The organism is Streptomyces sp. NPDC060031 (assembly GCF_042736805.1).
Classification (GTDB): Bacteria; Actinomycetota; Actinomycetes; order Streptomycetales; family Streptomycetaceae; genus Streptomyces.
Genome location: NZ_JBHWVM010000112.1, coordinates 1 through 21,124, shown reverse-complemented (window position 1 = coordinate 21,124; position 21,124 = coordinate 1). Strand labels below are relative to the sequence as shown.

21 protein-coding genes are annotated in these 21,124 nt (G+C 70.5%); 10 read left to right on the top strand and 11 right to left on the bottom strand.

The features are described 5' to 3' along the window. Positions 1-45 precede the first annotated feature (45 nt). The 5 genes from fabF to ACFWB8_RS32740 form a co-directional block, all read right to left on the bottom strand. Positions 46-1,311, bottom strand: a complete 1,266-nt coding sequence (fabF, locus tag ACFWB8_RS32760; RefSeq protein WP_385235451.1) for a beta-ketoacyl-ACP synthase II — start codon at positions 1,309-1,311, stop codon at positions 46-48. Between the two features lie 79 nt (positions 1,312-1,390). Next, positions 1,391-1,639 carry an acyl carrier protein gene (locus tag ACFWB8_RS32755; protein ID WP_385235448.1) on the bottom strand — a complete coding sequence of 83 codons (249 nt, stop codon included), beginning with the start codon at positions 1,637-1,639 and terminating at the stop codon, positions 1,391-1,393. Positions 1,640-1,698: 59 nt separating this feature from the next. Continuing rightward, positions 1,699-2,703 (bottom strand): ketoacyl-ACP synthase III, encoded by a 1,005-nt coding sequence (locus ACFWB8_RS32750; RefSeq protein WP_385235446.1) that lies wholly within the window; start codon positions 2,701-2,703, stop codon positions 1,699-1,701. Positions 2,704-2,722: 19 nt separating this feature from the next. After that, positions 2,723-3,640: an ACP S-malonyltransferase gene (locus tag ACFWB8_RS32745; RefSeq protein ID WP_385235443.1), complete on the bottom strand. Its 918-nt coding sequence runs from the start codon at positions 3,638-3,640 to the stop codon at positions 2,723-2,725. Positions 3,641-3,729: 89 nt separating this feature from the next. Beyond that, positions 3,730-4,959: a PucR family transcriptional regulator gene (locus ACFWB8_RS32740; protein ID WP_385235441.1), complete on the bottom strand. Its 1,230-nt coding sequence runs from the start codon at positions 4,957-4,959 to the stop codon at positions 3,730-3,732. A gap of 81 nt (positions 4,960-5,040) precedes the next feature. Between ACFWB8_RS32740 and ACFWB8_RS32735 the strand changes: the two genes are divergently transcribed. Then, positions 5,041-5,700 (top strand): pirin family protein, encoded by a 660-nt coding sequence (locus ACFWB8_RS32735; RefSeq protein WP_385235439.1) that lies wholly within the window; start codon positions 5,041-5,043, stop codon positions 5,698-5,700. A 39-nt stretch (positions 5,701-5,739) separates the two neighbouring features. On the opposite strand, the gene ACFWB8_RS32730 is transcribed toward ACFWB8_RS32735, so the two are convergent. Next, complete coding sequence (locus ACFWB8_RS32730) at positions 5,740-6,558, bottom strand: serine hydrolase domain-containing protein (RefSeq protein ID WP_385235460.1); 819 nt, start codon at positions 6,556-6,558, stop codon at positions 5,740-5,742. A 70-nt stretch (positions 6,559-6,628) separates the two neighbouring features. Here ACFWB8_RS32730 and ACFWB8_RS32725 point away from each other — a divergent pair, with 70 nt between their 5' ends. Both ACFWB8_RS32725 and ACFWB8_RS32720 read left to right on the top strand, forming a co-directional pair. Next, positions 6,629-7,033 (top strand): MerR family transcriptional regulator, encoded by a 405-nt coding sequence (locus ACFWB8_RS32725; protein WP_385235437.1) that lies wholly within the window; start codon positions 6,629-6,631, stop codon positions 7,031-7,033. Then, on the top strand, positions 7,030-8,052 hold the full coding sequence (locus tag ACFWB8_RS32720) for an aldo/keto reductase (RefSeq protein ID WP_385235435.1): 1,023 nt from the start codon (positions 7,030-7,032) through the stop codon (positions 8,050-8,052). The genes ACFWB8_RS32725 and ACFWB8_RS32720 overlap by 4 nt, the downstream gene beginning before the upstream one ends. Before the next feature lie 12 nt (positions 8,053-8,064). On the opposite strand, the gene ACFWB8_RS32715 is transcribed toward ACFWB8_RS32720, so the two are convergent. From ACFWB8_RS32715 to ACFWB8_RS32705, 3 genes are all read right to left on the bottom strand, one after another. Further along, the gene (locus ACFWB8_RS32715; RefSeq protein ID WP_385235432.1) at positions 8,065-8,913 is read right to left on the bottom strand and encodes a DUF4429 domain-containing protein; all 849 of its coding nucleotides are present in this window, start codon (positions 8,911-8,913) and stop codon (positions 8,065-8,067) included. 74 nt (positions 8,914-8,987) lie between these two features. Further along, positions 8,988-10,127, bottom strand: a complete 1,140-nt coding sequence (locus tag ACFWB8_RS32710) for an alpha/beta hydrolase (protein ID WP_385235457.1) — start codon at positions 10,125-10,127, stop codon at positions 8,988-8,990. A 260-nt stretch (positions 10,128-10,387) separates the two neighbouring features. Further along, the gene (locus tag ACFWB8_RS32705) at positions 10,388-11,053 is read right to left on the bottom strand and encodes a TetR/AcrR family transcriptional regulator (RefSeq protein WP_385235429.1); all 666 of its coding nucleotides are present in this window, start codon (positions 11,051-11,053) and stop codon (positions 10,388-10,390) included. A 117-nt stretch (positions 11,054-11,170) separates the two neighbouring features. Between ACFWB8_RS32705 and ACFWB8_RS32700 the strand changes: the two genes are divergently transcribed. Both ACFWB8_RS32700 and ACFWB8_RS32695 read left to right on the top strand, forming a co-directional pair. Next, positions 11,171-12,787: an MFS transporter gene (locus ACFWB8_RS32700; RefSeq protein WP_385235426.1), complete on the top strand. Its 1,617-nt coding sequence runs from the start codon at positions 11,171-11,173 to the stop codon at positions 12,785-12,787. Positions 12,788-12,985: 198 nt separating this feature from the next. Next, a complete protein-coding gene (locus tag ACFWB8_RS32695) occupies positions 12,986-13,414 on the top strand; it encodes a peptidase inhibitor family I36 protein (protein ID WP_385235423.1) in 429 nt (142 codons plus the stop codon). Here the strand turns inward: ACFWB8_RS32695 and ACFWB8_RS32690 are convergent. Together ACFWB8_RS32690 and aceE are read right to left on the bottom strand one after the other, a co-directional pair. Then, positions 13,395-14,174, bottom strand: coding sequence for a potassium channel family protein (locus tag ACFWB8_RS32690; RefSeq protein ID WP_385235420.1), 780 nt, complete (start codon positions 14,172-14,174; stop codon positions 13,395-13,397). The genes ACFWB8_RS32695 and ACFWB8_RS32690 overlap by 20 nt on opposite strands. A 110-nt stretch (positions 14,175-14,284) precedes the next feature. After that, positions 14,285-17,017 (bottom strand): pyruvate dehydrogenase (acetyl-transferring), homodimeric type, encoded by a 2,733-nt coding sequence (gene aceE, locus ACFWB8_RS32685; RefSeq protein ID WP_385235418.1) that lies wholly within the window; start codon positions 17,015-17,017, stop codon positions 14,285-14,287. Between the two features lie 435 nt (positions 17,018-17,452). Here aceE and ACFWB8_RS32680 point away from each other — a divergent pair, with 435 nt between their 5' ends. The 5 genes from ACFWB8_RS32680 (at position 17,453) to ACFWB8_RS32660 (ending at position 21,061) form a co-directional block, all read left to right on the top strand. Continuing rightward, positions 17,453-17,881 carry a DUF3052 family protein gene (locus ACFWB8_RS32680; RefSeq protein WP_385235415.1) on the top strand — a complete coding sequence of 143 codons (429 nt, stop codon included), beginning with the start codon at positions 17,453-17,455 and terminating at the stop codon, positions 17,879-17,881. A 202-nt stretch (positions 17,882-18,083) separates the two neighbouring features. Next, on the top strand, positions 18,084-18,542 hold the full coding sequence (locus tag ACFWB8_RS32675; protein WP_385235454.1) for a peroxiredoxin: 459 nt from the start codon (positions 18,084-18,086) through the stop codon (positions 18,540-18,542). Between the two features lie 101 nt (positions 18,543-18,643). Further along, a complete protein-coding gene (locus ACFWB8_RS32670; protein WP_385235412.1) occupies positions 18,644-19,219 on the top strand; it encodes a TerD family protein in 576 nt (191 codons plus the stop codon). Between the two features lie 101 nt (positions 19,220-19,320). Continuing rightward, entirely contained in the window at positions 19,321-19,896 is a 576-nt protein-coding gene (locus ACFWB8_RS32665) for a TerD family protein (protein WP_385235410.1), read from the top strand. Between the two features lie 25 nt (positions 19,897-19,921). Continuing rightward, positions 19,922-21,061 (top strand): DUF475 domain-containing protein, encoded by a 1,140-nt coding sequence (locus ACFWB8_RS32660; protein ID WP_385235407.1) that lies wholly within the window; start codon positions 19,922-19,924, stop codon positions 21,059-21,061. Positions 21,062-21,124 lie beyond the last annotated feature (63 nt).

Sequence of the window (21,124 nt, the reverse complement as noted above, 5' to 3'; positions counted from 1 at the left end):
CCCGGCAGCTGCCGGGCGGGGGCCCTCGTACGTACGGTCAGAGCATCACACGGTGCGGAAGGCGAGCGTGACGTTGTGGCCGCCGAAGCCGAACGAGTTGTTGATCGCGGAGATCGGACCGTCGGCCGGCAGCTTGCGCGGCTCGCCGCGCACGATGTCCGCGTCGATGTCGTCGTCGAGCTCGTCGATGTTGATCGTCGGCGGGGCCATCCGGTGGTACAGCGCCAGCACGGTGGCGACGGTCTCGATGCCGCCCGCGCCGCCCAGCAGGTGGCCGGTCATCGACTTGGTCGCCGAGATCGCGATGTGGTCGAGGTCGTCGCCCAGCACCTTGCGCAGGGCCTTCAGCTCGGCCGTGTCGCCCTGCGGGGTGGACGTGGCGTGTGCGTTGAGGTGGACCAGCTCGGAGGTGTCCAGGCCGGTGTTGTCGAGCAGGTTCTGCACCGCGGCCGCGACACCGCGGCCGGTCGGCTCCGGCTGCGCGATGTGGTGGCTGTCCGCGGACAGACCCTGGCCCAGCACCTCGCAGTAGACCCGGGCGCCACGCGCGGCGGCGTGCTCGGCGGACTCCAGGACCACGACGCCGGCGCCCTCGCCGAGGACGAAGCCGTCGCGGGCCTTGTCGTAGGGGCGGGAGGCCTGCTCGGGGTTCTCGTTGTTCTTGGACATCGCCATCATGTTGGCGAACGCGGCGATCGGCAGCGGGTGGATCGCCGCCTCGGTGCCGCCCGCGACGACCACATCGGCGCGGCCGCTGCGGATCATCTCGACGGCGTAGCCGATGGCCTCGGCGCCGGACGCACAGGCGCTGACCGGAGTGTGGACGCCCGCGCGGGCGTTGACCTCCAGGCCGACGTTGGCGGACGGGCCGTTCGGCATGAGCATGGGGACGGTGTGCGGGGAGACCCGGCGCACGCCCTTTTCCTTCAGTACGTCGTACTGGTCCAGCAGGGTCGTCACGCCGCCGATGCCGGAGGCGATGACGGTGCCCAGGCGCTCGGGCGCGATGGCCGCGTCCTCGCCCGCCGGGGCGGTGTAGCCGGCATCGGCCCATGCCTCACGGGCCGCGATGATGGCGAACTGGGCCGAGCGGTCCAGCTTGCGCGCCAGCGGCCGGGGCAGGACCTCACTGGGGTCCACGGCGACCGGAGCGGCAATACGAACCGGGAGTTCGGCGAAGCGCTCACCCTCGAGGGGCTTTACGCCGGAACGGCCGGCAAGCAGACCTTCCCAGGTCGAAGCGCTGTCGCCACCCAGCGGAGTGGTTGCGCCGATACCGGTGACGACCACGGTGCGATTGGTCGGGCTCACAGGAATTCTTTCTCCACGTCTCAGGGGGTGCTGAATTGTCACGGCGCCACCGCCAGGTGGCGACAAACGCTCGTCAGGCTCAGGCCTGGTGCTTCAGGATGTAGCTCGCGGCGTCGCCGACCGTCTTGAGGTTCTTGACGTCCTCGTCCGGGATCTTGACGTCGAAGCGCTCTTCGGCGGCGACGACGACCTCGACCATGGACAGCGAGTCGACGTCCAGGTCGTCGGTGAAGGACTTCTCGATCTGGACGTCCTCGACCGGGATGCCCGCGATCTCGTTGACGATCTCCGCGAGACCTTCGACGATCTCTTCCTGCGTGGCGGCCATGTGGCGCTCCTTCTTTAGGTACTGGGGTGGAACAGGGGCCGGGAAAGTGCTCCCGGACCCTAGGGGAGGGTAACGACCGTCGCGGCGTAGACGAGTCCCGCCCCGAAGCCGATGACGAGCGCGGTATCGCCGCTCTTCGCCGCTCCGGTCGCCAGGAGCCGCTCCATAGCGAGCGGGATCGAGGCGGCCGAGGTGTTGCCGGTGGTCTCCACGTCACGGGCGACCGTGACGTGTTCCGGCAGCTTCAGAGTCTTCACCATCGAGTCGATGATCCGCATGTTTGCCTGGTGCGGAATGAAGACGTCCAGGTCGTCGGCGGTGATCCCGGCGGCGTCGAGCGCCTGCTGGGCCACCTTGGCCATCTCGAAGACGGCCCAGCGGAAGACCGCCTGACCCTCCTGCGTGATGGCCGGGAACTTCTCCGCGCCGTCCGTGCGGCGGTACTCGTCCCACGGCACGGTCTGCTTGATGGTCTCGGACTTGTCGCCCTCCGAACCCCACACCGTGGGGCCGATGGCCGGCTCGTCCGAGGGGCCGACGACCACGGCGCCCGCGCCGTCGCCGAACAGGAAGGCCGTCGCCCGGTCCTCCAGGTCGGTCAGGTCCGAGAGCCGCTCCACGCCGATGACGAGGACGTACTCCGCCGAACCCTCCACGACCAGGCCCTTGGCCAGCGTCAGGCCGTAGCCGAAGCCGGCGCAGCCCGCGGAGATGTCGAAGGCGGCGGGCTTGCCCGCGCCGATCCGGTGCGCGATCTCCGTCGCGACGGCCGGAGTCTGCTTGAAGTGGGACACCGTCGAGACGATCACGGCGCCGATCCGCTCCGGAGACACACCGGCATCGGCCAGAGCCTTGCCCGAGGCCTCCACCGACATCGCGGCGACGGTCTCCTGGGGCGAGGCCCAGTGCCGGGTCGCGATGCCGGAGCGCGAGCGGATCCACTCGTCGGACGAGTCGATCGTCTCGAGGATGACCTCGTTGGGCACCACGCGGGTCGGGCGGTAGCCGCCGACGCCGAGGATGCGGGCGTACGGGGAGCCCTTGGCAGGCTTGATCTTCGACATGCTGTGTGGGCTCCTTCTCTCAGGCCGCGTGCTCGGCGACGAGCGCCGCGGCCTTTTCGAGATCGTCCGGGGTCTTGAGGGCCACGCTCGGTACGCCCTTCAGCGCGCGCTTGGCCAGACCCGTCAGAGTGCCACCGGGAGACAGCTCGATGATCCCGGTGACGCCCAGTGCGGCGAACGTCTCCATGCACAGGTCCCAGCGGACCGGATTGGCGACCTGGCCAACCAGTCGGGCGACGACATCGGCGCCCGTGGTCACGACCTGACCGTCCTTGTTCGAAACGTACTTCAGCGCCGGGTCGGCCGGGCTGAGGGCCGAGGCGGCCTCCTCCAGCCTGGCCACGGCCGGAGCCATGTGGAGCGTGTGGAAGGCGCCCGCGACCTTGAGGGCGACGACCTTCATGGCACCCTCGGGCTTCTCGGCCTCCAGGGCGGCGATCTGCTCCACGGTGCCGGCCGCGACGATCTGGCCCGCGCCGTTGATGTTGGCCGGGGTCAGCCCCAGCTTCTCCAGGTGCGCGACGACCACGTCCGGGTCGCCGCCGAGGACGGCCGCCATGCCCGTCGCCGTGACCGCGGCGGCCTCGGCCATGCCGAGCCCGCGGGTCCGTACGAAGGACAGCGCGTCGGCGTCGGACAGCACGCCGGCGTAGGCGGCGGCGGTGATCTCGCCGACGCTGTGGCCCGCCACGGCGCCGAAGGCCGCGGGGGCCCCCAGCTCGGCGGCGGACAGCAGACCGGCGGCGACCAGCAGGGGCTGTGCCACGGCCGTGTCGCGGATCTCGTCCGCGTCGGCCTTCGTGCCGTAGTGGGCAAGGTCGAGCCCGATGGCGTCCGACCAGCCGGCGACGCGGTCAGCGGCGCCGGGCAGTTCGAGCCAGGGAGTCAGGAAGCCGGGCGTCTGTGCGCCTTGGCCGGGAGCGACGAGTACGAGCACCCTCACACTCTCTCTTGTGTTCGGTCCGCGCCGCCCGTGGGGACAGGGACGAAGAACCTTCGGGGTAATTGTTGATGTCCGACAAAAGTCTAGGACTGAGGATCGCCGTCGGCCAGACGCCCGAGGATCAGGGCGATCCGCAGAGTGAACGCTGAGCGGACATCGGAGGGTGACCAGCCGGTGACGTCCGTCACACGTCGCAGCCGGTAGCGCACGGTATTGGGGTGCACAAACAGCATGCGAGCTGCGCCTTCGAGGCTGCTCGCCTGCTCCAGGTAGACGCTCAGCGTCTCAAGCAAAGCTGAGCCCGCTTCTTCAAGCGGTCTGTAGATCTCCTCCACCAGTTGCTCGCGTGCCGAAGGGTCCGAGGCGATGGCGCGCTCCGGCAGGAGATCGTCCGCCAGCACCGGCCGCGGGGCGTCCTGCCAGGCCGTGCAGGCCTTCAGCCCCGCCGCCGCGGCCTGCGCGGACTTGGTGGCGTTGAGCAGGTCCGGGACCACCGGGCCGGCCACCACCGGACCCGCCGCGAACGGCCCGATCAGGGACTTGGCCACCTGGATCGGGTTGTCGCTGCCGCCCGCGATGACGACGAGGCGGTCCCCGAGCACGCCCGTCAGGACCTGCAGCTTGTGGTGGCGGGCCGCGCGCCGGATCGCCTCGACCGTCAGCTCGCTGTCCCCCTCGGGGGCCGTGCCGAGCACCACGCACACGTGCTCCGGCGAGTTCCAGCCGAGCGCCGCCGCCCGTGAGAGCGCGCCCTCGTCGGCCTCCCCGGACAGCACCGCGTTGACGACGAGCGACTCCAGGCGGGCGTCCCAGGCCCCGCGCGCCTCGGCGGCCTGCGCGTACACCTGGGCCGTCGCGAAGGCGATCTCCCGGGCGTACACGAGCAGGGCCTCGCGCAGGATCGACTCGTCACCGGGGGCCGCGACCTCGTCGATCGCGGTCTCCATGACCTCGATCGTGGTGCGGACCATCTCGACGGTCTGGCGCAGGGTGATCGCCCGGGTCAGCTCCCGCGGAGCGGTCCCGAAGACGTCGGTGGAGATCGCCTGCGGGGTCTCCGGGTGCCGGAACCACTCCGTGAACGCGGCGATGCCGGCCTGCGCGACCAGACCGATCCAGGACCGGTTCTCCGGGGGCATCGCCCGGTACCACGGCAGGGTCTCGTCCATGCGCGCGATGGCGTTCGCCGCGAGCCGGCCGGAGGACTTCTCCAGCCGTCGCAGCGTCGCGGAGTGCGGATGGGCGGGAGCGGGATGCGCGGGGTGGGTCGCGGGGTGGGTCGCGGGGGAATGCTCACGTTCGGGTTGGGGCACGGGACAAGACTGCCTTATCGGGAAGGCTGCGCGGAGTCCGGTCCCGCGCCGCGGCCCGTGCCGGGGGCTACGGTGGCCCACATGATTGATGTACGTCGCGGCGCCGACCGGTACGCGGGCGGGGACCGGGCCGCCGGGATCGCCACCCGGCACGCCTTCTCCTTCGGCGAGCACTACGACCCGGACAACCTGCGCTTCGGGCCCCTCCTGGCCTGCAACGAAGAGCGCCTCGCCGCGGGCGCCGGCTTCGACGAGCACCCGCACAGCCACACCGAGATCGTGACCTGGGTGGTCGAGGGCGAGCTCACCCACCGCGACAGCACCGGCGCCGTCAGCCTGGTCCGGCCGGGCGACGTACAGCACTTCGGCGCCGGATCCGGGGCGCGGCACGTGGAGCGCAACGACGGTCCCGTGCCACTGCGCTTCGTACAGACGTGGCTCGCGCCGCTGACCGCCCCGGACTCCCTGGCGCCCTCGTACGCGCTGGTCAAGGGCATCGCCGACAGCACGCCGTACGCGGTGCCCGCGGCCGGGGTCGTGATGCACGTCCGGCGCCCGGGTGCGGGCGAACGGGTCGCCGTACCGGCGGCGCCGCGCGTGTACGTACACGTCGTACGGGGGGACCTGCGCCTGGACGGCGAGGAGCTCGGCCCCGGGGACTCGGCGAGGATCACCGGCGAGAAGGACCTGGAGCTCGTCGCCGGGTCACCGGGGGAACTGCTGATCTGGGAACTTCCCTAGAGGATCCCGAGCAGCGCCCTAAGCGGTCTCGGGGACCGCTCAGCGGCCCGCGAGCTCGGCGAGGACGGCGTCGGTGAACGGCGGCCAGGCCTCCACGGCCCACGGGCCGAAAGCGCGGTCCGTCAGCGCCACGCAGGCGACGCGCGCGTCCGGGTCCACCCACAGGAAGGTTCCGGACTGCCCGAAGTGCCCGAAGGTGCGCGGCGAGGACCCGGCACCCGTCCAGTGCGGGGACTTGCCGTCGCGGATCTCCATGCCCAGCCCCCAGTCGTTGGGGGACTGGTGCCCGTAGCCCGGCAGGACGCCCTTGAGGCCCGGGTGGACCACGGAGGTGGCCTCCGCGACCGTGCGCACGTCCAGCAGCCGCGGCGCCTGGAGTTCGGCGGCGAAGCGCACGAGGTCCGAGACGGTGGAGACGCCGTCCCTGGCGGGCGAGCCCTCCAGGACGGAGGAGGTCATGCCGAGCGGCTCGAAGACCGCCTGGTGGAGGTATTCCGCGAACGGGATGCCGGTGGCCTTGGCGATGTGGTCGCCGAGCACCTCGAAGCCGGCGTTCGAGTACAGGCGGCGCTCCCCGGGCGGGGCCGTCACGCGGTGCTCGTCGAAGGCCAGACCGCTGGTGTGGGCGAGCAGGTGGCGGACCGTGGAACCCTCGGGTCCGGCCGGTTCGTCCAGCTCGATCGCCCCCTCCTCGTACGCGACGAGGGCGGCGTACGCGGCGAGCGGCTTGGTGACCGAGGCGAGCGGGAAGCGGTGGTCCACGGGGCCGTGGGACCCGGCCCGGCTCCCGTCGGCGCGCACGACCGCCGCGGCGGCGGTCGGTACGGGCCAGTTCTCGATGATGCGCAGGCTCTGCAGGCTCTCCGGGCTCTCCATGCCACCGAGCCTACTTGCTTGGAGTGCACTCCAAGGTTTTAGCGTTGAGGCCATGAGCCTGACGGAGACGCGGTACACGATCAGCGAGGTCGAGGCCCGGACCGGTCTGACCCAGCACACCCTGCGCTGGTACGAACGGATCGGCCTGATGCCGCACGTGGACCGCTCCCATTCGGGACAGCGGCGGTTCAGCGACAAGGACCTCGACTGGCTGGCGTTCGTCGGCAAGTTGCGCGCCACCGGCATGTCGGTGGCCGACATGGTCCGCTACGCCGAACTCCTGCGCGAGGGCGGGCACACCGTCGACCAGCGGCGCGAACTGCTGGAGCAGACACGGCGCGAGGTGCGGACGCGGATCGCGGAGCTGACCGACGCGCTCGCGGTACTGGATTTCAAGATCGGTATGTATTCGATGAAGACGACTGCGAACACGACTGCCGGGAAGGCACAGCAATGACCGAGCGGAACAGCGGGATCGGGCAGGTCGAGCTCGGCAAGGGCGGACCGCTCGTCGGTGTCCAGGGCCTGGGCTGCATGGGCATGAGCGAGTTCTACGGGGACACGGACGAGGCGGCGGCCCGTCAGACCCTGGACGCGGCGCTCGCCGCCGGGGTCACCCTCTTCGACACCGCGGACATCTACGGGCGGGGCGCGAACGAGGAGTTCCTCGCGCCCTTCGTGGCCGCGCACCGGGACGAGATCACCCTCGCCACGAAGTTCGCGATAGAGCGCAGCGACGACCCGGCCTTCCGGGGCATCCGCAACGACCGCGCGTACATCCGGCAGGCCGTAGAGGCGAGCCTGCGGCGGCTCGGCACCGATGTGATCGACCTGTACTACATGCACCGGCGGGACCCGGCCGTGCCGTTCGCCGAGTCGGTGGGCGCGATGGCCGAACTGGTGCAGGAGGGGAAGGTGCGCCACCTGGGGCTGAGCGAGGTCACCGGCGCGGAGCTGCGCGAGGCACACGCGGTGCATCCCATCGCCGCGCTCCAGTCGGAGTGGTCGCTCTTCAGCCGGGACGTGGAGCGCAGCGCGGTGGGCGCGGCGGCCGAGCTGGGCGTGGCCTTCGTTCCGTACTCGCCGCTCGGGCGCGGCTTCCTGACGGGGTCCTTCGCGGACGCGGGCAAGGACCTGTCGGAGGGGGACTTCCGCAAGTACCAGCCGCGGTTCACCGGGGACAACGCCAAGGCCAACGCGGCGCTGCTGGCCCCGGTGCGGGAGATCGCCGAGGCGCACGGCGCGAGCCCGGCGCAGATCGCGCTGGCATGGGTGCAGCAGCGGGCGCGGGTGCACGGGCTCACCGTGGTCCCGATCCCGGGCACCCGCAAGCCGGGACGCCTCGCGGAGAACACGGCGGCGACCCGGATCACCCTGTCGCAGGCGGAGCTGGCGCTGCTGGAGCCGATCGCGGACCGGGTCGCGGGGGACCGCTACCCGGACATGAGCTCCACCTCGGCCGCCCGCGAGGGGTAGCCGGGCCGCGCCCTACGCCTCGGCGGCGAAGCGGTCGCGCAGGGCCGAGTACTCGGCGTCGGTCAGCAGGCCCGCGGTGTGCAGTTCGCCCAGGTGCCGCAGGCGGTCGTCGGCGGGCCGGGGCCGGGGGACCGCGGCGACCGGGGTGCGCCCGCGCAGCGCGGCGAGGACGGCCGCGGCGAAGGGCAGCGACTCGTGCACGGCCCCGGCACCGACGCCGAAGGTCGCCGAGGCCAGGTCGTGGTCGGGGCGCGGGTCGCGGGCGCTGTCGCGCGGCAGCAGCCGCAGGTGGCCGCCCGGTCGGTCCGGGGAGAACCACTCGACGCCGGTCAGGGCGGCCAGCGGATAACGCTGGTCGCCCGCCTTCCACTTGGTGCTCGTCGCGCCGGTGCGCGACCACTGGAAGGTGACGGCCGACCCGTCGAAGGAGACCCGGGCGTCGTACGCCTTCAGGTGCAGCGGCGGCCGCGGCACGTCGACCAGGAAGCACCCGGCCGGCTCCGCCGCGTCGGGGCCCAGCCGGGCGCGCAGGGCGTCGGCGAAGGCGGCGGCGCGCGGGGCCCGGTCGCCGGGCAGCACCAGCCGGTACGGGTCGCGGGACTCCTTCAACTGCCCGGCGGCGGCGTCCATCAGCGGATCGGCACCGGGCCGCGGGACGGCGCGCAGCAGCACCGTGTCGCGTTTCCCCGTGCTCACGCTCACCCCGGACAATGCTTCGAGGGGGATCCGGCGCGCCCCGAGGGCGTGAAAGAGTCTCGGCGTCCTCGGCGTTCGCATCCCCCGTGTGAAGCGGATGAGCACCGAGTCCGAGGTGAGGTCGAACTCCCAGACGGCATGGTTTCCGGCCAGTACGTCACCCATGCGGGCCATGGTAAAGGGACGCGCCTCCGTGCGTCCCCCCGTTGCGGCGCCCGATTTCCGGGTGTCTACACGCGTCAGTCCCGCTCTGCACCGGAAATTCCGGCGCGGCAAGCACCGTCGCCGGTGGCGCACATGACGGAACCGAACGCGCCGGTTCCGATTTTTGCGAAGTTGTCCAGGGACGCGGTGCCTGGCTCGAAATAGCCGGTGTGGTTCCTGGCCCCGGCGGAGGAGAGCAGCCGCGCGCCGAAGCCCGGGGACACCGGATCCGCGCCGTGGCCCAGCCCGCCGACCTCCAAGTGCGGTACGTCCGCGATCCAGTCGCCCTCGTCCCGCGCGGCCCACACCCGGGCCGAGGTGTGCAGCTCGGCGACGCTCTCCGCGCGCATGCCGGGGCTGCCCGCCACGACCAGGTCCGTCACCCGGCGCGGCAGCTCGTGCGCGGCGACCCCGCACACCACCGAGCCGTAGCTGTGGCAGAACAGCGCGATGCTCGCGTCGCCGGGCAGGGCGGCGGCCAGCGACTTCAGCCGGACGGCGCCGTCCACCGCCATCCGGCCCGTGGCCGCGTCCATGCCGAGCCCGGTGGGCGCCGCGTAGCCGGCCCAGGCGATCACCGCGGTCCTGCCGGCCGGGTCGGCCGCGCGCTCGGTCTCGTACAGGGACTGCGCCATGCCGACGGGGGCCGTGAGCCGGCGCTGGGTGCGTTCGAAGGTGACGGCGTCGGTGTCGACCCCGGGCACGATCACCGATATCCGGCGGGCCTCGTCGACGTCGCCGAAGACCTCGGCCACGAGGCCGCCGCCGCTCGGGTCGAAGGCGAGGATCTGCCGGCCGGGTTCGGCGAGGGAGGAGAAACGGTGCGCGCGGCGGACGGCCGTGGCCCGGTCGGCGGGGGTCAGCGCGACATCGTGGCCGCGCGCCTCCTCGGCGAGCGCGGCGCGGCGCAGGGCGAGCAGGTTGGCCCGGTAGCGGGTGGCCACGGGGGCCCCGTCGAGGTTGCCGACGACGAGCGGGTGGCCTTCGGCCAGCCGGGCCCGCTGGGCGCCGTCGAGGCCCGCGAAGAAGCGGGCGACCGTCCGTGCGGGGGCGTCGGCGGCCGGCAGCGACCGCCCCTCGAACCGGGCCCCGGTCCAGACGGTGAGCGCCGCGGCCCGCGGGGAGACGCCCGCTTCGGGCCGGTGCACCGCGGTCCAGCCGGTCGTCGCGAGCATGATGAAGACAACCGCGAGCGCGAGCAGGGTGCGCAGGACGGCAGTGGGTCGCGCGGCGGCGACGGCGGCGATGGGGTGGACGGGGCCGGGCAGGTTCACTGGCACCAGCGTAGGAGACCGCCTCGCACCCCGGCGCGCCGGGTGACGGGGCTCACGGCCGAGCGTGCGACCCCACATCCGGTACGGATGCCCGCGCGGGCATCGGTACGGACGCGGGCGGCCGTACGTACGGGGCCGCCCGCTGCCGGTCCGCGGGCCGGCTACCGCCAGTCCGCGGCCAGGGCAGGACCGATCTGGTCGAGGTAGGCCTCGGTCATGCGCCGGATCGCGAGGACGCTGGTGTCCTGGCCCTGGCCCCAGAGCCGCCCGGTGACGCGCATCACGCCCGAGAACGCGGCGACGGCCACCCGCGGGCGCGGGTCGGCGTCCACGTCGAGGCCCTCACGGGCGGCGATCAGCCGGGAGATCCGCTCCTCCATCTCGGTGGAGCGGCGCAGGTGCACGGCGAGCAGGGCGGGGGTGGACTCGATGAGCTGGTAGCTGCGCATGTAGAGGTCGACCGGGACCACTTCGGAGATGGCGTCCTCGACGGTGTCCCAGGCGCGGAGCACCGCGTTGCGCATGGCCTCCAGGGGCCCCTCGTGGGCCGGCCGGGCGCGGAGCGCGGCGAGGAAGTGCGACTCGACCAGCTCCTGGACGGCGAAGGCGACCTCTTCCTTGTTCGCGAAGTAGCGGAAGAAGGTGCGCTGGGAGACGTCCACCGAGTCGGTGATCTCGTCGACGGTGGTCTCCTCGTACCCCTGCGCGATGAAGAGGAGGAGCGCGGCGCGCAGCAGCGCGTCCCGGGTGCGCTGCTTCTTGCGTTCGCGCAGTCCGGTCGCCGGGGCGGAAGCCGGGGCGGCCGGCGCGGGCCGCTGGTCGGTCATCACCGCGGGGTCCTTTCTGACGCTGAGTGAGCGGTCAGGGTACCTGTGACGGACCTGACAGCGGCTGTCTCGTTAAGCCGTTTGTGAACTGTCAGTCGCTGTCACTAGCCTGTTCGCATGACTAGTCAGATCACCGTCGACGACCAGGACGATCAGGTACCCGCCAAGCAACCCGGCTCGGCACCAGCCCGCACGGGGCTGCGCGGCCACCCCTGGTTGACCCTCTTCGCCGTCGCGATCGGCGTCATGATGGTCACCCTGGACGGCACGATCGTCGCCGTCGCCAACCCCGCGATCCAAAAGGACCTCGGCGCCACGCTGGCCGACGTGCAGTGGATCACCAACGGCTACCTCCTCGCCCTCGCGGTCTCCCTCATCACCGCCGGCAAGCTCGGCGACCGCTTCGGCCACCGCCAGACCTTCCTCATCGGCATCGCCGGCTTCGCCGCCTCCTCGGCCGTGATCGGCTTCTCCGACGGAGTCGAGCTCGTCATCGGCTTCCGCGTGGCACAGGGCCTCTTCGGCGCGCTGCTCATGCCCGCCGCGCTCGGCCTGCTGCGCGCCACCTTCCCCGCCGAGAAGCTCAACATGGCCATCGGCATCTGGGGCATGGTCATCGGCGCCTCCACCGCCGCCGGGCCCATCGTCGGCGGCCTGCTCGTCGAGAACGTGAGCTGGCAGTCGGTCTTCTTCATCAACGTGCCCGTCGGCGTCATCGCGCTCGCCTTCGGCCTGTTCATCCTGCTCGACCACCGCGCCGAGAACGCCCCGCGCTCCTTCGACGTCCTCGGCATCGCGCTGCTGTCGGGCGCGATGTTCTCCCTGATCTGGGCACTGATCAAGGCCTCCGAGTGGGGCTGGGGCGACACCAGGACGCTGCTCTTCCTCGGCGGCTCCGTCCTGTGCTTCGTGCTCTTCGCCCTCTGGGAGAGCCGGGTCAGCGAGCCGCTGATCCCGCTGGGCATGTTCCGCTCGCTGCCGCTGTCCGCGGGCACCGTGCTGATGGTGCTGATGGCCTTCGCCTTCATGGGCGGCCTGTTCTTCGTCACCTTCTACCTGCAGAACGTCCACGGCATGAGCCCGGTCGACAGCGGACTGCACCTGCTGCCGCTGACCGGCATGATGATCGTCGGCTCGCCGCTGGCCGGCGCCGCCATCACCAAGATCGGCCCGCGCGTCCCGCTGGTCGCCGGCATGGCCGCCACCGCCGCCGCCTGCTTCGGAATGGCCCGGCTCAGCCCGGAGACCGGCACCCTCACCATGTCGCTCTGGTTCGCCCTGCTCGGCCTCGGCCTCGCGCCCGTCATGGTCGGCGCCACCGAGGTCATCGTCGGCAACGCCCCGCTGGAGCTGTCCGGCGTGGCCGGCGGCCTCCAGCAGGCCGCCATGCAGGTCGGCGGCAGCCTCGGCACCGCCGTCCTCGGCGCGGTCATGGCCAGCAAGGTCACCGGCGCGTTCGGGGACAACTGGACGGCGGCGCAGCTGCCCCCGCTCACCCCGGAGCAGCTGGCCCTCGCGGAGAAGGGCGTCCAGGTCGGCATCGCCCCGGTTCCGCCGGGCGCTCCCGAACAGGCCGCGCAGGCCATCACGGCCGTCGCGCACGACACTTTCGTGTCAGGCATGAGCACCGCCTTCACCGTCGCGGGCATCGTCGCCGTACTCGCCGCGATCGTGGCCGGATTCACCAAGCGCGGCGAGAACGCCGCCGCGGGGGCGGGCGCGGCCCACGTCTGAGCCGCCCCGACAACCCCCGCGGAGCCGTCAACTCCGCACGCACGACAGCCCCGCCGGATGGTTCCGGCGGGGCTGTCGCCTATCCGGGTGGACCCGCCCGCAGCCCCTTCCGCCCGCCCATCGCCGCAGGTCAGCGTGGGGTCAGTGGCTCCGCGGAACAGGTCCGGGGAGCCGGAGTCCACAAGGAGTTGACCCGTCATGCGTACGTGTTCCACGGTTCTCGCCGCCACCGTCCTGGCCGCCACCGCCCTCATCCCGTCCACGGCCACGGCCGCCCACGCGGCGGGCCACGCCTCGGCGCACGCGGCGGGCCACGCCCCGGGCCACGCCGCGGGGCCGCCGCCCCTGGGAGCCTGCGCGACCGGGCAGCTCTGCTTGTGGGCCAAGGCGGAGTTCAAGGGAACCCGCCGGACCCACGAGCTCAGCACCCTCGACATCAACAGCTGCACGGCGCTGCCCGCCGGCACCACCGCCCAGTCCCTCGCCAACCGCACCGGACGGCCGGTCACCACCTACCAGTCGGAGGTGTGCGCCGAGACCGGGGAGTTCCAGACCTACCCGGGCGACGGAGTCTGGCTGCCACAGTCCCCGTACCAGGTACGGGCGTTCAAGGTGTGGGAGCGGTAGCCTCCCGCCGCGCCGGGGCGCCCGGCTGGTCAGCCGCCTGGCCGGCCAGCCGCGCGACCTCGGCGCGCAGCGCCCGTACCTCTTCGGCCAGTTCGGCGATGGCGGCGGTCTGGGCCCGCTCCAGCCGGTCGTCGCGCTCGAAGCGGGAGATGAACCAGGCCGCGATGTTGGCGGTGACCACACCCAGCAGCGCGATCCCCGACAGCATCAGTCCCACCGCGAGCAGCCGGCCGAGCCCGGTGGTGGGGGAATGGTCCCCGTACCCGACCGTGGTCATGGTGGTCACCGACCACCACAGGGCGTCCCCGAGATTGCGGATGTTGCCCCCGGGGGCGTCCCGCTCCACGCTCAGCACCGCCAGCGAGCCGAACATCAGCAGCCCCACCACCGCGCCCGCCACGTACGTGGTCAGCCGGACCTGCGGCGCCATCCGGGCCCGCCGGCCCACCAGCAGCAGGGTCGCGACCAGCCGCAGCAGCCGCAGCGGCTGGATCATCGGCAGCAGCACCGCCAGCAGGTCCAGCCAGTGCGTCCGCACGAAGGCCTTCCGCGCGCGCGACAGCGTCAGCCGTACGAGATAGTCCGCGGCGAAGGAGGCCCACACCACCCACTCCGCGTGGGTGCAGGCCCGGTGCACCCACCGGTCCGCGTCGGGCGCCACGATCGGTACGGCGTACGCGACGGCGAAGCCGATGGCGAGCACCAGCAGCGGGATCTGCGTATGGCGCTCCCACCGCGTCTGCCGGGAGGGTTCCTTCATGCGCAGCATCGTAAGGAACGCGTAAAGGGAACCGGTAAAGCACGTGACGGCGGCAGGCCGGGACCCGAGGCCCCGGCCCGCCGCCGTCACGTCTCAGCCTGCGGCAGGCGTCACGCGTCGCCGCCGGCCGCGCCCGGGTCGGCCGCCGTGACGTCCAGCAGCTGGTACCGGTCGATGGCCTGCTTCAGCACCGAGCGGTCGACCTTGCCGTCCCTGGCCAGCTCGGTGAGCGTCGCGAGGACCACCGACTGCGCGTCGATGTGGAAGAACCGCCGGGCCGCACCACGCGTGTCCGCGAAGCCGAAGCCGTCCGCGCCCAGCGAGGTGTACGTGCCGGGCACCCACCGCGAGATCTGGTCCGGGACCGAACGCATCCAGTCGGAGACCGCCACGAAGGGACCCTCGGCACCCGACAGCTTGCGCGTCACGTACGGGACGCGCTGCTCCTCCTCCGGGTGCAGCAGGTTGTGCTCCTCCACCGCGACGGCCTCGCGGCGCAGCTCGTTCCAGGAGGTCGCCGACCAGACGTCCGCCCGTACGTTCCACTCCGCGGCCAGGATCCGCTGTGCCTCCAGCGCCCACGGCACGGCCACACCGGAGGCCATGATCTGCGCGCCGATGGCCCCGGCCGTACCCGCCGAGACCCGGTGGATGCCCTTGAGGATGCCGTCCACGTCCACGTCGGCCGGCTCGGCCGGGTGCTGGATCGGCTCGTTGTAGACCGTCAGGTAGTAGAAGACGTCCTCGGCGTCCGGCCCGTACATCCGCCGCAGACCGTCCTTGACGATGTGCGCGATCTCGTAGCCGTAGGCCGGGTCGTACGCCACACAGCCCGGGTTGGTCGACGCCAGCAGCTGGGAGTGACCGTCGGCGTGCTGGAGGCCTTCACCCGTCAGGGTGGTCCGTCCGGCGGTCGCGCCGAGGACGAAACCGCGTGCCAACTGGTCGGCCATCTGCCAGAACTGGTCACCCGTGCGCTGGAAACCGAACATCGAGTAGAAGACGTAGACCGGGATCAGCGGCTCGCCGTGCGTCGCGTACGCCGAACCGGCGGCGATCAGCGAGGCCGTGCAGCCCGCCTCCGAGATGCCGTCGTGCAGCATCTGGCCCGTCGGGGACTCCTTGTACGCGAGGAGCAGGTCGCGGTCGACCGCTTCGTACTGCTGGCCCAGCGGGTTGTAGATCTTGGCGCTCGGGAAGAAGGCGTCCATGCCGAAGGTGCGGTACTCGTCGGGCGCGATCAGCACGAAGCGCTTGCCGATCTCCTTGTCCCGCATCAGGTCCTTCAGGATGCGGACGAAGGCCATCGTGGTGGCGATCGACTGCTGGCCGGAGCCCTTCTTGGCGGCCGCGTACGTACTGTCGTCCGGCAGCTGCAGCGGCTGCGCGCGCACCACGCGGGTCGGCACGTAGCCGCCGTGGGCGTTGCGCTGGTCGTGCATGTACTGGATCTCGGGCGAATTGCGGCCCGGGTGGTAGTACGGCGGGGCGCCGCCCTCCAGCTGCGCGTCGGTGATCGGGATGTGCAGGCGGTCGCGGAAGCGCTTGAGGTCGTCGACCGTCAGCTTCTTCATCTGGTGCGTGGCGTTGCGGCCCTCGAAGTTCGGGCCGAGCGTCCAGCCCTTGACCGTCTGCGCCAGGATCACCGTCGGCTGGCCCTTGTGGGCCTTGGCCGCCGCGTACGCCGCGTAGACCTTCTTGTGGTCGTGGCCGCCGCGGCCCAGGTGCTGGATCTGCTGGTCGGTCATGTTCTCGACCATCGAGCGCAGCCGCTGGTCGCCGCCGAAGAAGTGCTCACGGATGTACGCGCCCGACTCGGTGGCGTACGTCTGGAACTGCCCGTCAGGCGTGGCGTTCATCTTGTTGACCAGGATGCCGTCGCGGTCCTGGGCCAGCAGCGGGTCCCAGGAGCGGTCCCAGATCAGCTTGATGACGTTCCAGCCGGCCCCGCGGAAGATCGACTCCAGCTCCTGGATGATCTTGCCGTTGCCGCGCACCGGGCCGTCGAGGCGCTGGAGGTTGCAGTTGACGACGAAGGTCAGGTTGTCCAGGCCCTCGCGGGCGGCGATGGAGAGCTGGCCGAGCGACTCCGGCTCGTCCATCTCGCCGTCGCCGAGATACGCCCAAACGTGGGACTTGGAGGTGTCCGCGATCCCGCGCGCCTCCATGTACCGGTTCATCCGCGCCTGGTAGATCGCACCGAGCGGGCCGAGGCCCATCGAGACGGTCGGGAACTCCCAGAAGTCCGGCATCAGACGCGGGTGCGGGTAACTGGAAAGGCCGTACGGAGCCTTCGACTTCTCCTGGCGGAACGCGTCGAGCTGCTGCTCGGAGAGCCGGTCCAGGAGGAAGGCGCGGGCGTAGATGCCGGGCGAGGCGTGGCCCTGGAAGAAGATCTGGTCGCCGCCGTCGCCCTCGTCCTTGCCCCGGAAGAAGTGGTTGAAGCCCACGTCGTAGAGGGAGGCGGAGGAGGCGAACGTGGCGATGTGGCCGCCGACGCCGATCCCGGGACGCTGGGCGCGCGAGACCATGACGGCCGCGTTCCACCGGGTGGCGTTGAGGACCTTGCGCTCGATCTCCTCGTTGCCGGGGAAGAAGGGCTCGTCCTTGGTGGCGATGGTGTTGACGTAGTCCGTGCTGCGCATCTCGGGCACGGCCACGCGCTTTTCGCGGGCCCGCTCGATCAGCCGCAGCATCAAGTAGCGGGCGCGCTCGCGGCCCCGCTCGTCGACGGCTGCGTCCAGGGAGTCGAGCCACTCCCGCGTCTCCTCCGGATCGAAGTCCGGGACCTGGCTCGGCAGGCCGCCAATGATGATCGGGTTGCGATCGGATGCGGAAGCCACGCTGTTCCTTCGCTGTCGGGGGAGTCGTACCTTGGGTCGCCGCCTCCCATGGTCTTACGCTCGACCGAAATCGTCATCTTTACCACTGGGTAATCCCTGGAGTCGGCAGCGATTCAGGGGGGAGCCGGTGACGAGAGCAGCCAAACCGCAACCTTACGCCCATGACGATCAGTGACTTCGTAAGGCCGTTCGTCCCTCAAACAGGTAGGAAAGTCCCGACCCGACGCCGAATGGGGTGGAATGGTGTGGGATGAATCACCCGCGGTACACATCGAGGGGCTGAAAGTTGCGGCGAGACGGCCGCAATCGTCACCGTTTCGACGGTCTCGGCGGCCGGGTACTTGCGCGATCCGCCGCGCCCGTGTGGACTACCTCCAATGCTGCGCGTACGCGCGCCGCCGAAGACATTCACCGAACATGAGCAGGAGGCACCCCGTGAGCGCGACCGCGGACCACGCGGAGAACCTGGCCGCCCGGCTGGGTTTCCAGTCCGAACAGGTGGTCCAGGAGATCGGCTACGACGACGACGTCGATCAGGATTTCCGTGACGTCGTCGAGGAACTCGTCGGCGAGCTCGTCGACGAGGACTACGACGACGTCGCCGACGCCGTACTGCTGTGGTACCGAGAGGACGACGACGCCGATCTGGCGGACGCTCTGGTCGATGCCACCGAGCTGATCGAGGACGGCGCACTGATCCTGCTGCTGACTCCCAAGACCGGCCGCCCCGGCTACGTCGAGGCCAGCGACATCAAGGAAGCCGCAGAGACCGCCGGCCTCTCGTTGGCCAAGGGTCTTCCCGTCGGCAAGGAGTGGGGCGCCACCAAGCTGGTGACGCCCAAGACTGCAGCCAAGAAGCGCTGACCCGCGCCCCGCAGCCAAGCGGACACACACCCCGTCGACCAGGTTTTGGCCCGGTCGGCGGGGTGTGTGCGTTGCGGATCCGCGGGCCCGGACCGGTTGGCCATAGGCTGGCACCACCCGAACGGCCCAACGCGGGCGCGCGGACATGCGGACACGCAGGAACGCGGACATGCGGACATGCAGGAACGAAGGGATGCGACACATGGCGATCGAGGTCGGCAACAAGGCCCCGGACTTCGAGCTCAAGGACAACCACGGCGCCACCGTGCGGCTCTCCGACTTCAGGGGGGAGAAGGCCGTCGTGCTGCTCTTCTACCCCTTCGCCTTCACGGGCGTGTGCACCGGCGAGCTGTGCGAGCTGCGCGACCAGCTGCCGCGGTTCCAGAACGACGACGTACAGCTCCTCGCGGTCTCCAACGACTCGGTGCCGACCCTGCGGGTCTTCGGCGAGCAGGAGGCGCTGGACTACCCGCTGCTGTCGGACTTCTGGCCGCACGGGGAGACCTCCCGTGCGTACGGGGTCTTCGACGAGGAGAAGGGCTGCGCGGTGCGCGGCACCTTCATCATCGACAAGGACGGCATCGTGCGGTGGACCGTCGTCAACGGGCTGCCCGACGCGCGTGACCTGAACGAGTACATCAAGGCGCTCGACAGCCTCTGAGAAATCCGGGTACGGGTGGGAACCCGTCACTAGGATCGACACGTTGATCCGGATAAACCGCACGACGGGGCACCGCCCCACACCAACCTTATGGAGGACCCGTGGGAGTCAGCCTCAGCAAGGGCGGCAACGTCTCGCTGACCAAGGCCGCGCCTAACCTGACGGCGGTCATCGTCGGTCTGGGGTGGGACGCTCGCACCACCACCGGTGTCGACTTCGACCTCGACGCCAGCGCGATCCTGACCAACGACCAGGGCAAGGTCGCCAACGACTCGAACTTCGTGTTCTTCAACAACCTGAAGAGCCCGGACGGCTCGGTCGAGCACACCGGTGACAACACCACCGGTGAGGGCGAGGGCGACGACGAGGCGATCAAGGTCAACCTCTCCGGCGTCCCGACCGAGGTCCAGAAGATCGTCTTCCCGGTCTCGATCTACGAGGCCGAGAGCCGCCAGCAGAGCTTCGGCCAGGTCCGCAACGCGTACATCCGCGTCGTGAACCAGGCCGACAACACCGAGCTCGCCCGCTACGACCTCTCCGAGGACGCCTCGACCGAGACCGCCATGGTCTTCGGCGAGCTGTACCGCAATGGCGCGGAGTGGAAGTTCCGTGCCATCGGCCAGGGTTACGCCTCGGGCCTGCGCGGCATCGCGCAGGACTTCGGCGTCAACGTCTGACCCCGAGAGCAGTGTCCCGTCCGGCGCCGTGCACTGTGTGTACGGCGCCGGACGGGCTTCAGCACCGCACCGCCACACCGTCGTCCGGGGAGGACCACAACATGGGCGTCACACTCGCCAAGGGGGGCAATGTCTCCCTGTCCAAGGCCGCACCGAACCTCACCCGGGTTCTGATCGGCCTCGGATGGGATGCGCGCTCGACCACGGGAGCCGACTTCGACCTCGACGCCAGCGCGCTGCTGTGCGGCGACGGCCGGGTGCTCGGGGACGAGTACTTCGTCTTCTACAACAACCTCAAGAGCCCCGAGGGCTCCGTCGAGCACACCGGCGACAACCTTACCGGCGAGGGCGAAGGCGACGACGAGTCGATCATCATCGACCTCACCAAGGTGCCGGACCGGGTCGACAAGATCGTCTTCCCCGTTTCGATCCACGAGGCGGACGCCCGCCGACAGAGCTTCGGCCAGGTCAGCAACGCCTTCATCCGCGTGGTGAACCAGGCGGACGGCCAGGAACTCGCCCGCTACGACCTGTCCGAGGACGCCTCCAGCGAGACGGCGATGATCTTCGGCGAGGTCTATCGGTACGGGGGTGAGTGGAAGTTCCGTGCAGTGGGGCAGGGGTACGCGTCGGGCCTCAGGGGCATCGCTCTAGACTTCGGGGTCAACGTTTCGTAAAGCGGTATAAGACGATGGGGTGCCAGTGGTTCTGAAAACCTTCGGCTGGTCGTTCGCAGTCACTGCGCTCGGCTTGGCCGCAGCGGTGATCTACGGGGGCTGGACCGCGTTCGGGATCGTCGCGATCCTGTCCGTCCTGGAGATCTCGCTGTCCTTCGACAACGCGGTGGTCAACGCCGGAATCCTGAAGAAGATGAATGCCTTCTGGCAGAAGATCTTCCTCACGGTCGGTGTGCTCATCGCGGTCTTCGGCATGCGACTGCTCTTCCCCGTCGTCATCGTCGCGATCAGCGCCAAGATCGGGCCCATAGACGCCGTCGATCTGGCCATGAACGACAAGGACATGTACGAGCAGCTGGTCACGGACGCTCACCCGTCCATCGCTGCTTTTGGCGGAATGTTCCTGCTGATGATCTTCCTCGACTTCATCTTCGAGGACCGTGACATCAAGTGGCTCGCCTGGCTGGAGCGCCCGCTCGCCAAGCTCGGCAAGATCGACATGCTGTCCGCGTGCATCGCGCTGATCGTCCTGGTCGTCACCTCGATGACCTTCGCCACCCACGCCCACCAGCACGGCGGCGTCGAGGTGGACAAGGCGCAGACCGTCCTGGTCTCCGGCATTCTCGGCCTGATCACCTACATGGTCGTCGGCGGCCTCTCCGGCTACTTCGAGAACAAGCTGGAGGAGGAGGAAGAAGCCGAGCACGAGGCCGAGGAAGAGGCGCGCAAGAGCGGCAAGCCGGTCTCGGCCGTCGCCATGGCCGGCAAGGCTGCGTTCTTCATGTTCCTCTACCTCGAGGTCCTCGACGCGTCCTTCTCCTTCGACGGCGTCATCGGCGCCTTCGCCATCACCAACGACATCGTGCTCATGGCCCTCGGCCTCGGCATCGGTGCCATGTACGTCCGTTCGCTCACGGTCTACCTGGTCCGCCAGGGCACCCTGGACGACTACGTCTACCTGGAGCACGGCGCGCACTACGCCATCGGCGCGCTCGCCGTCATCCTGCTCGTCACCATCCAGCACGAGATCAACGAGGTCATCACCGGCCTCGTCGGCGTCGTGCTGATCGCCTGGTCCTTCTGGTCCTCCGTGCGCCGCAACAAGCGCATCGAGGCCGAGGACGGTGGCAGCGGCGAGTCCGCGGAGGTCACGGCCGGGGTGTGATCCGGCCCTGATTGCGGAATCTTCACTACGACGGGGCGGCCGCGCGGATCCACAGGACCGCGC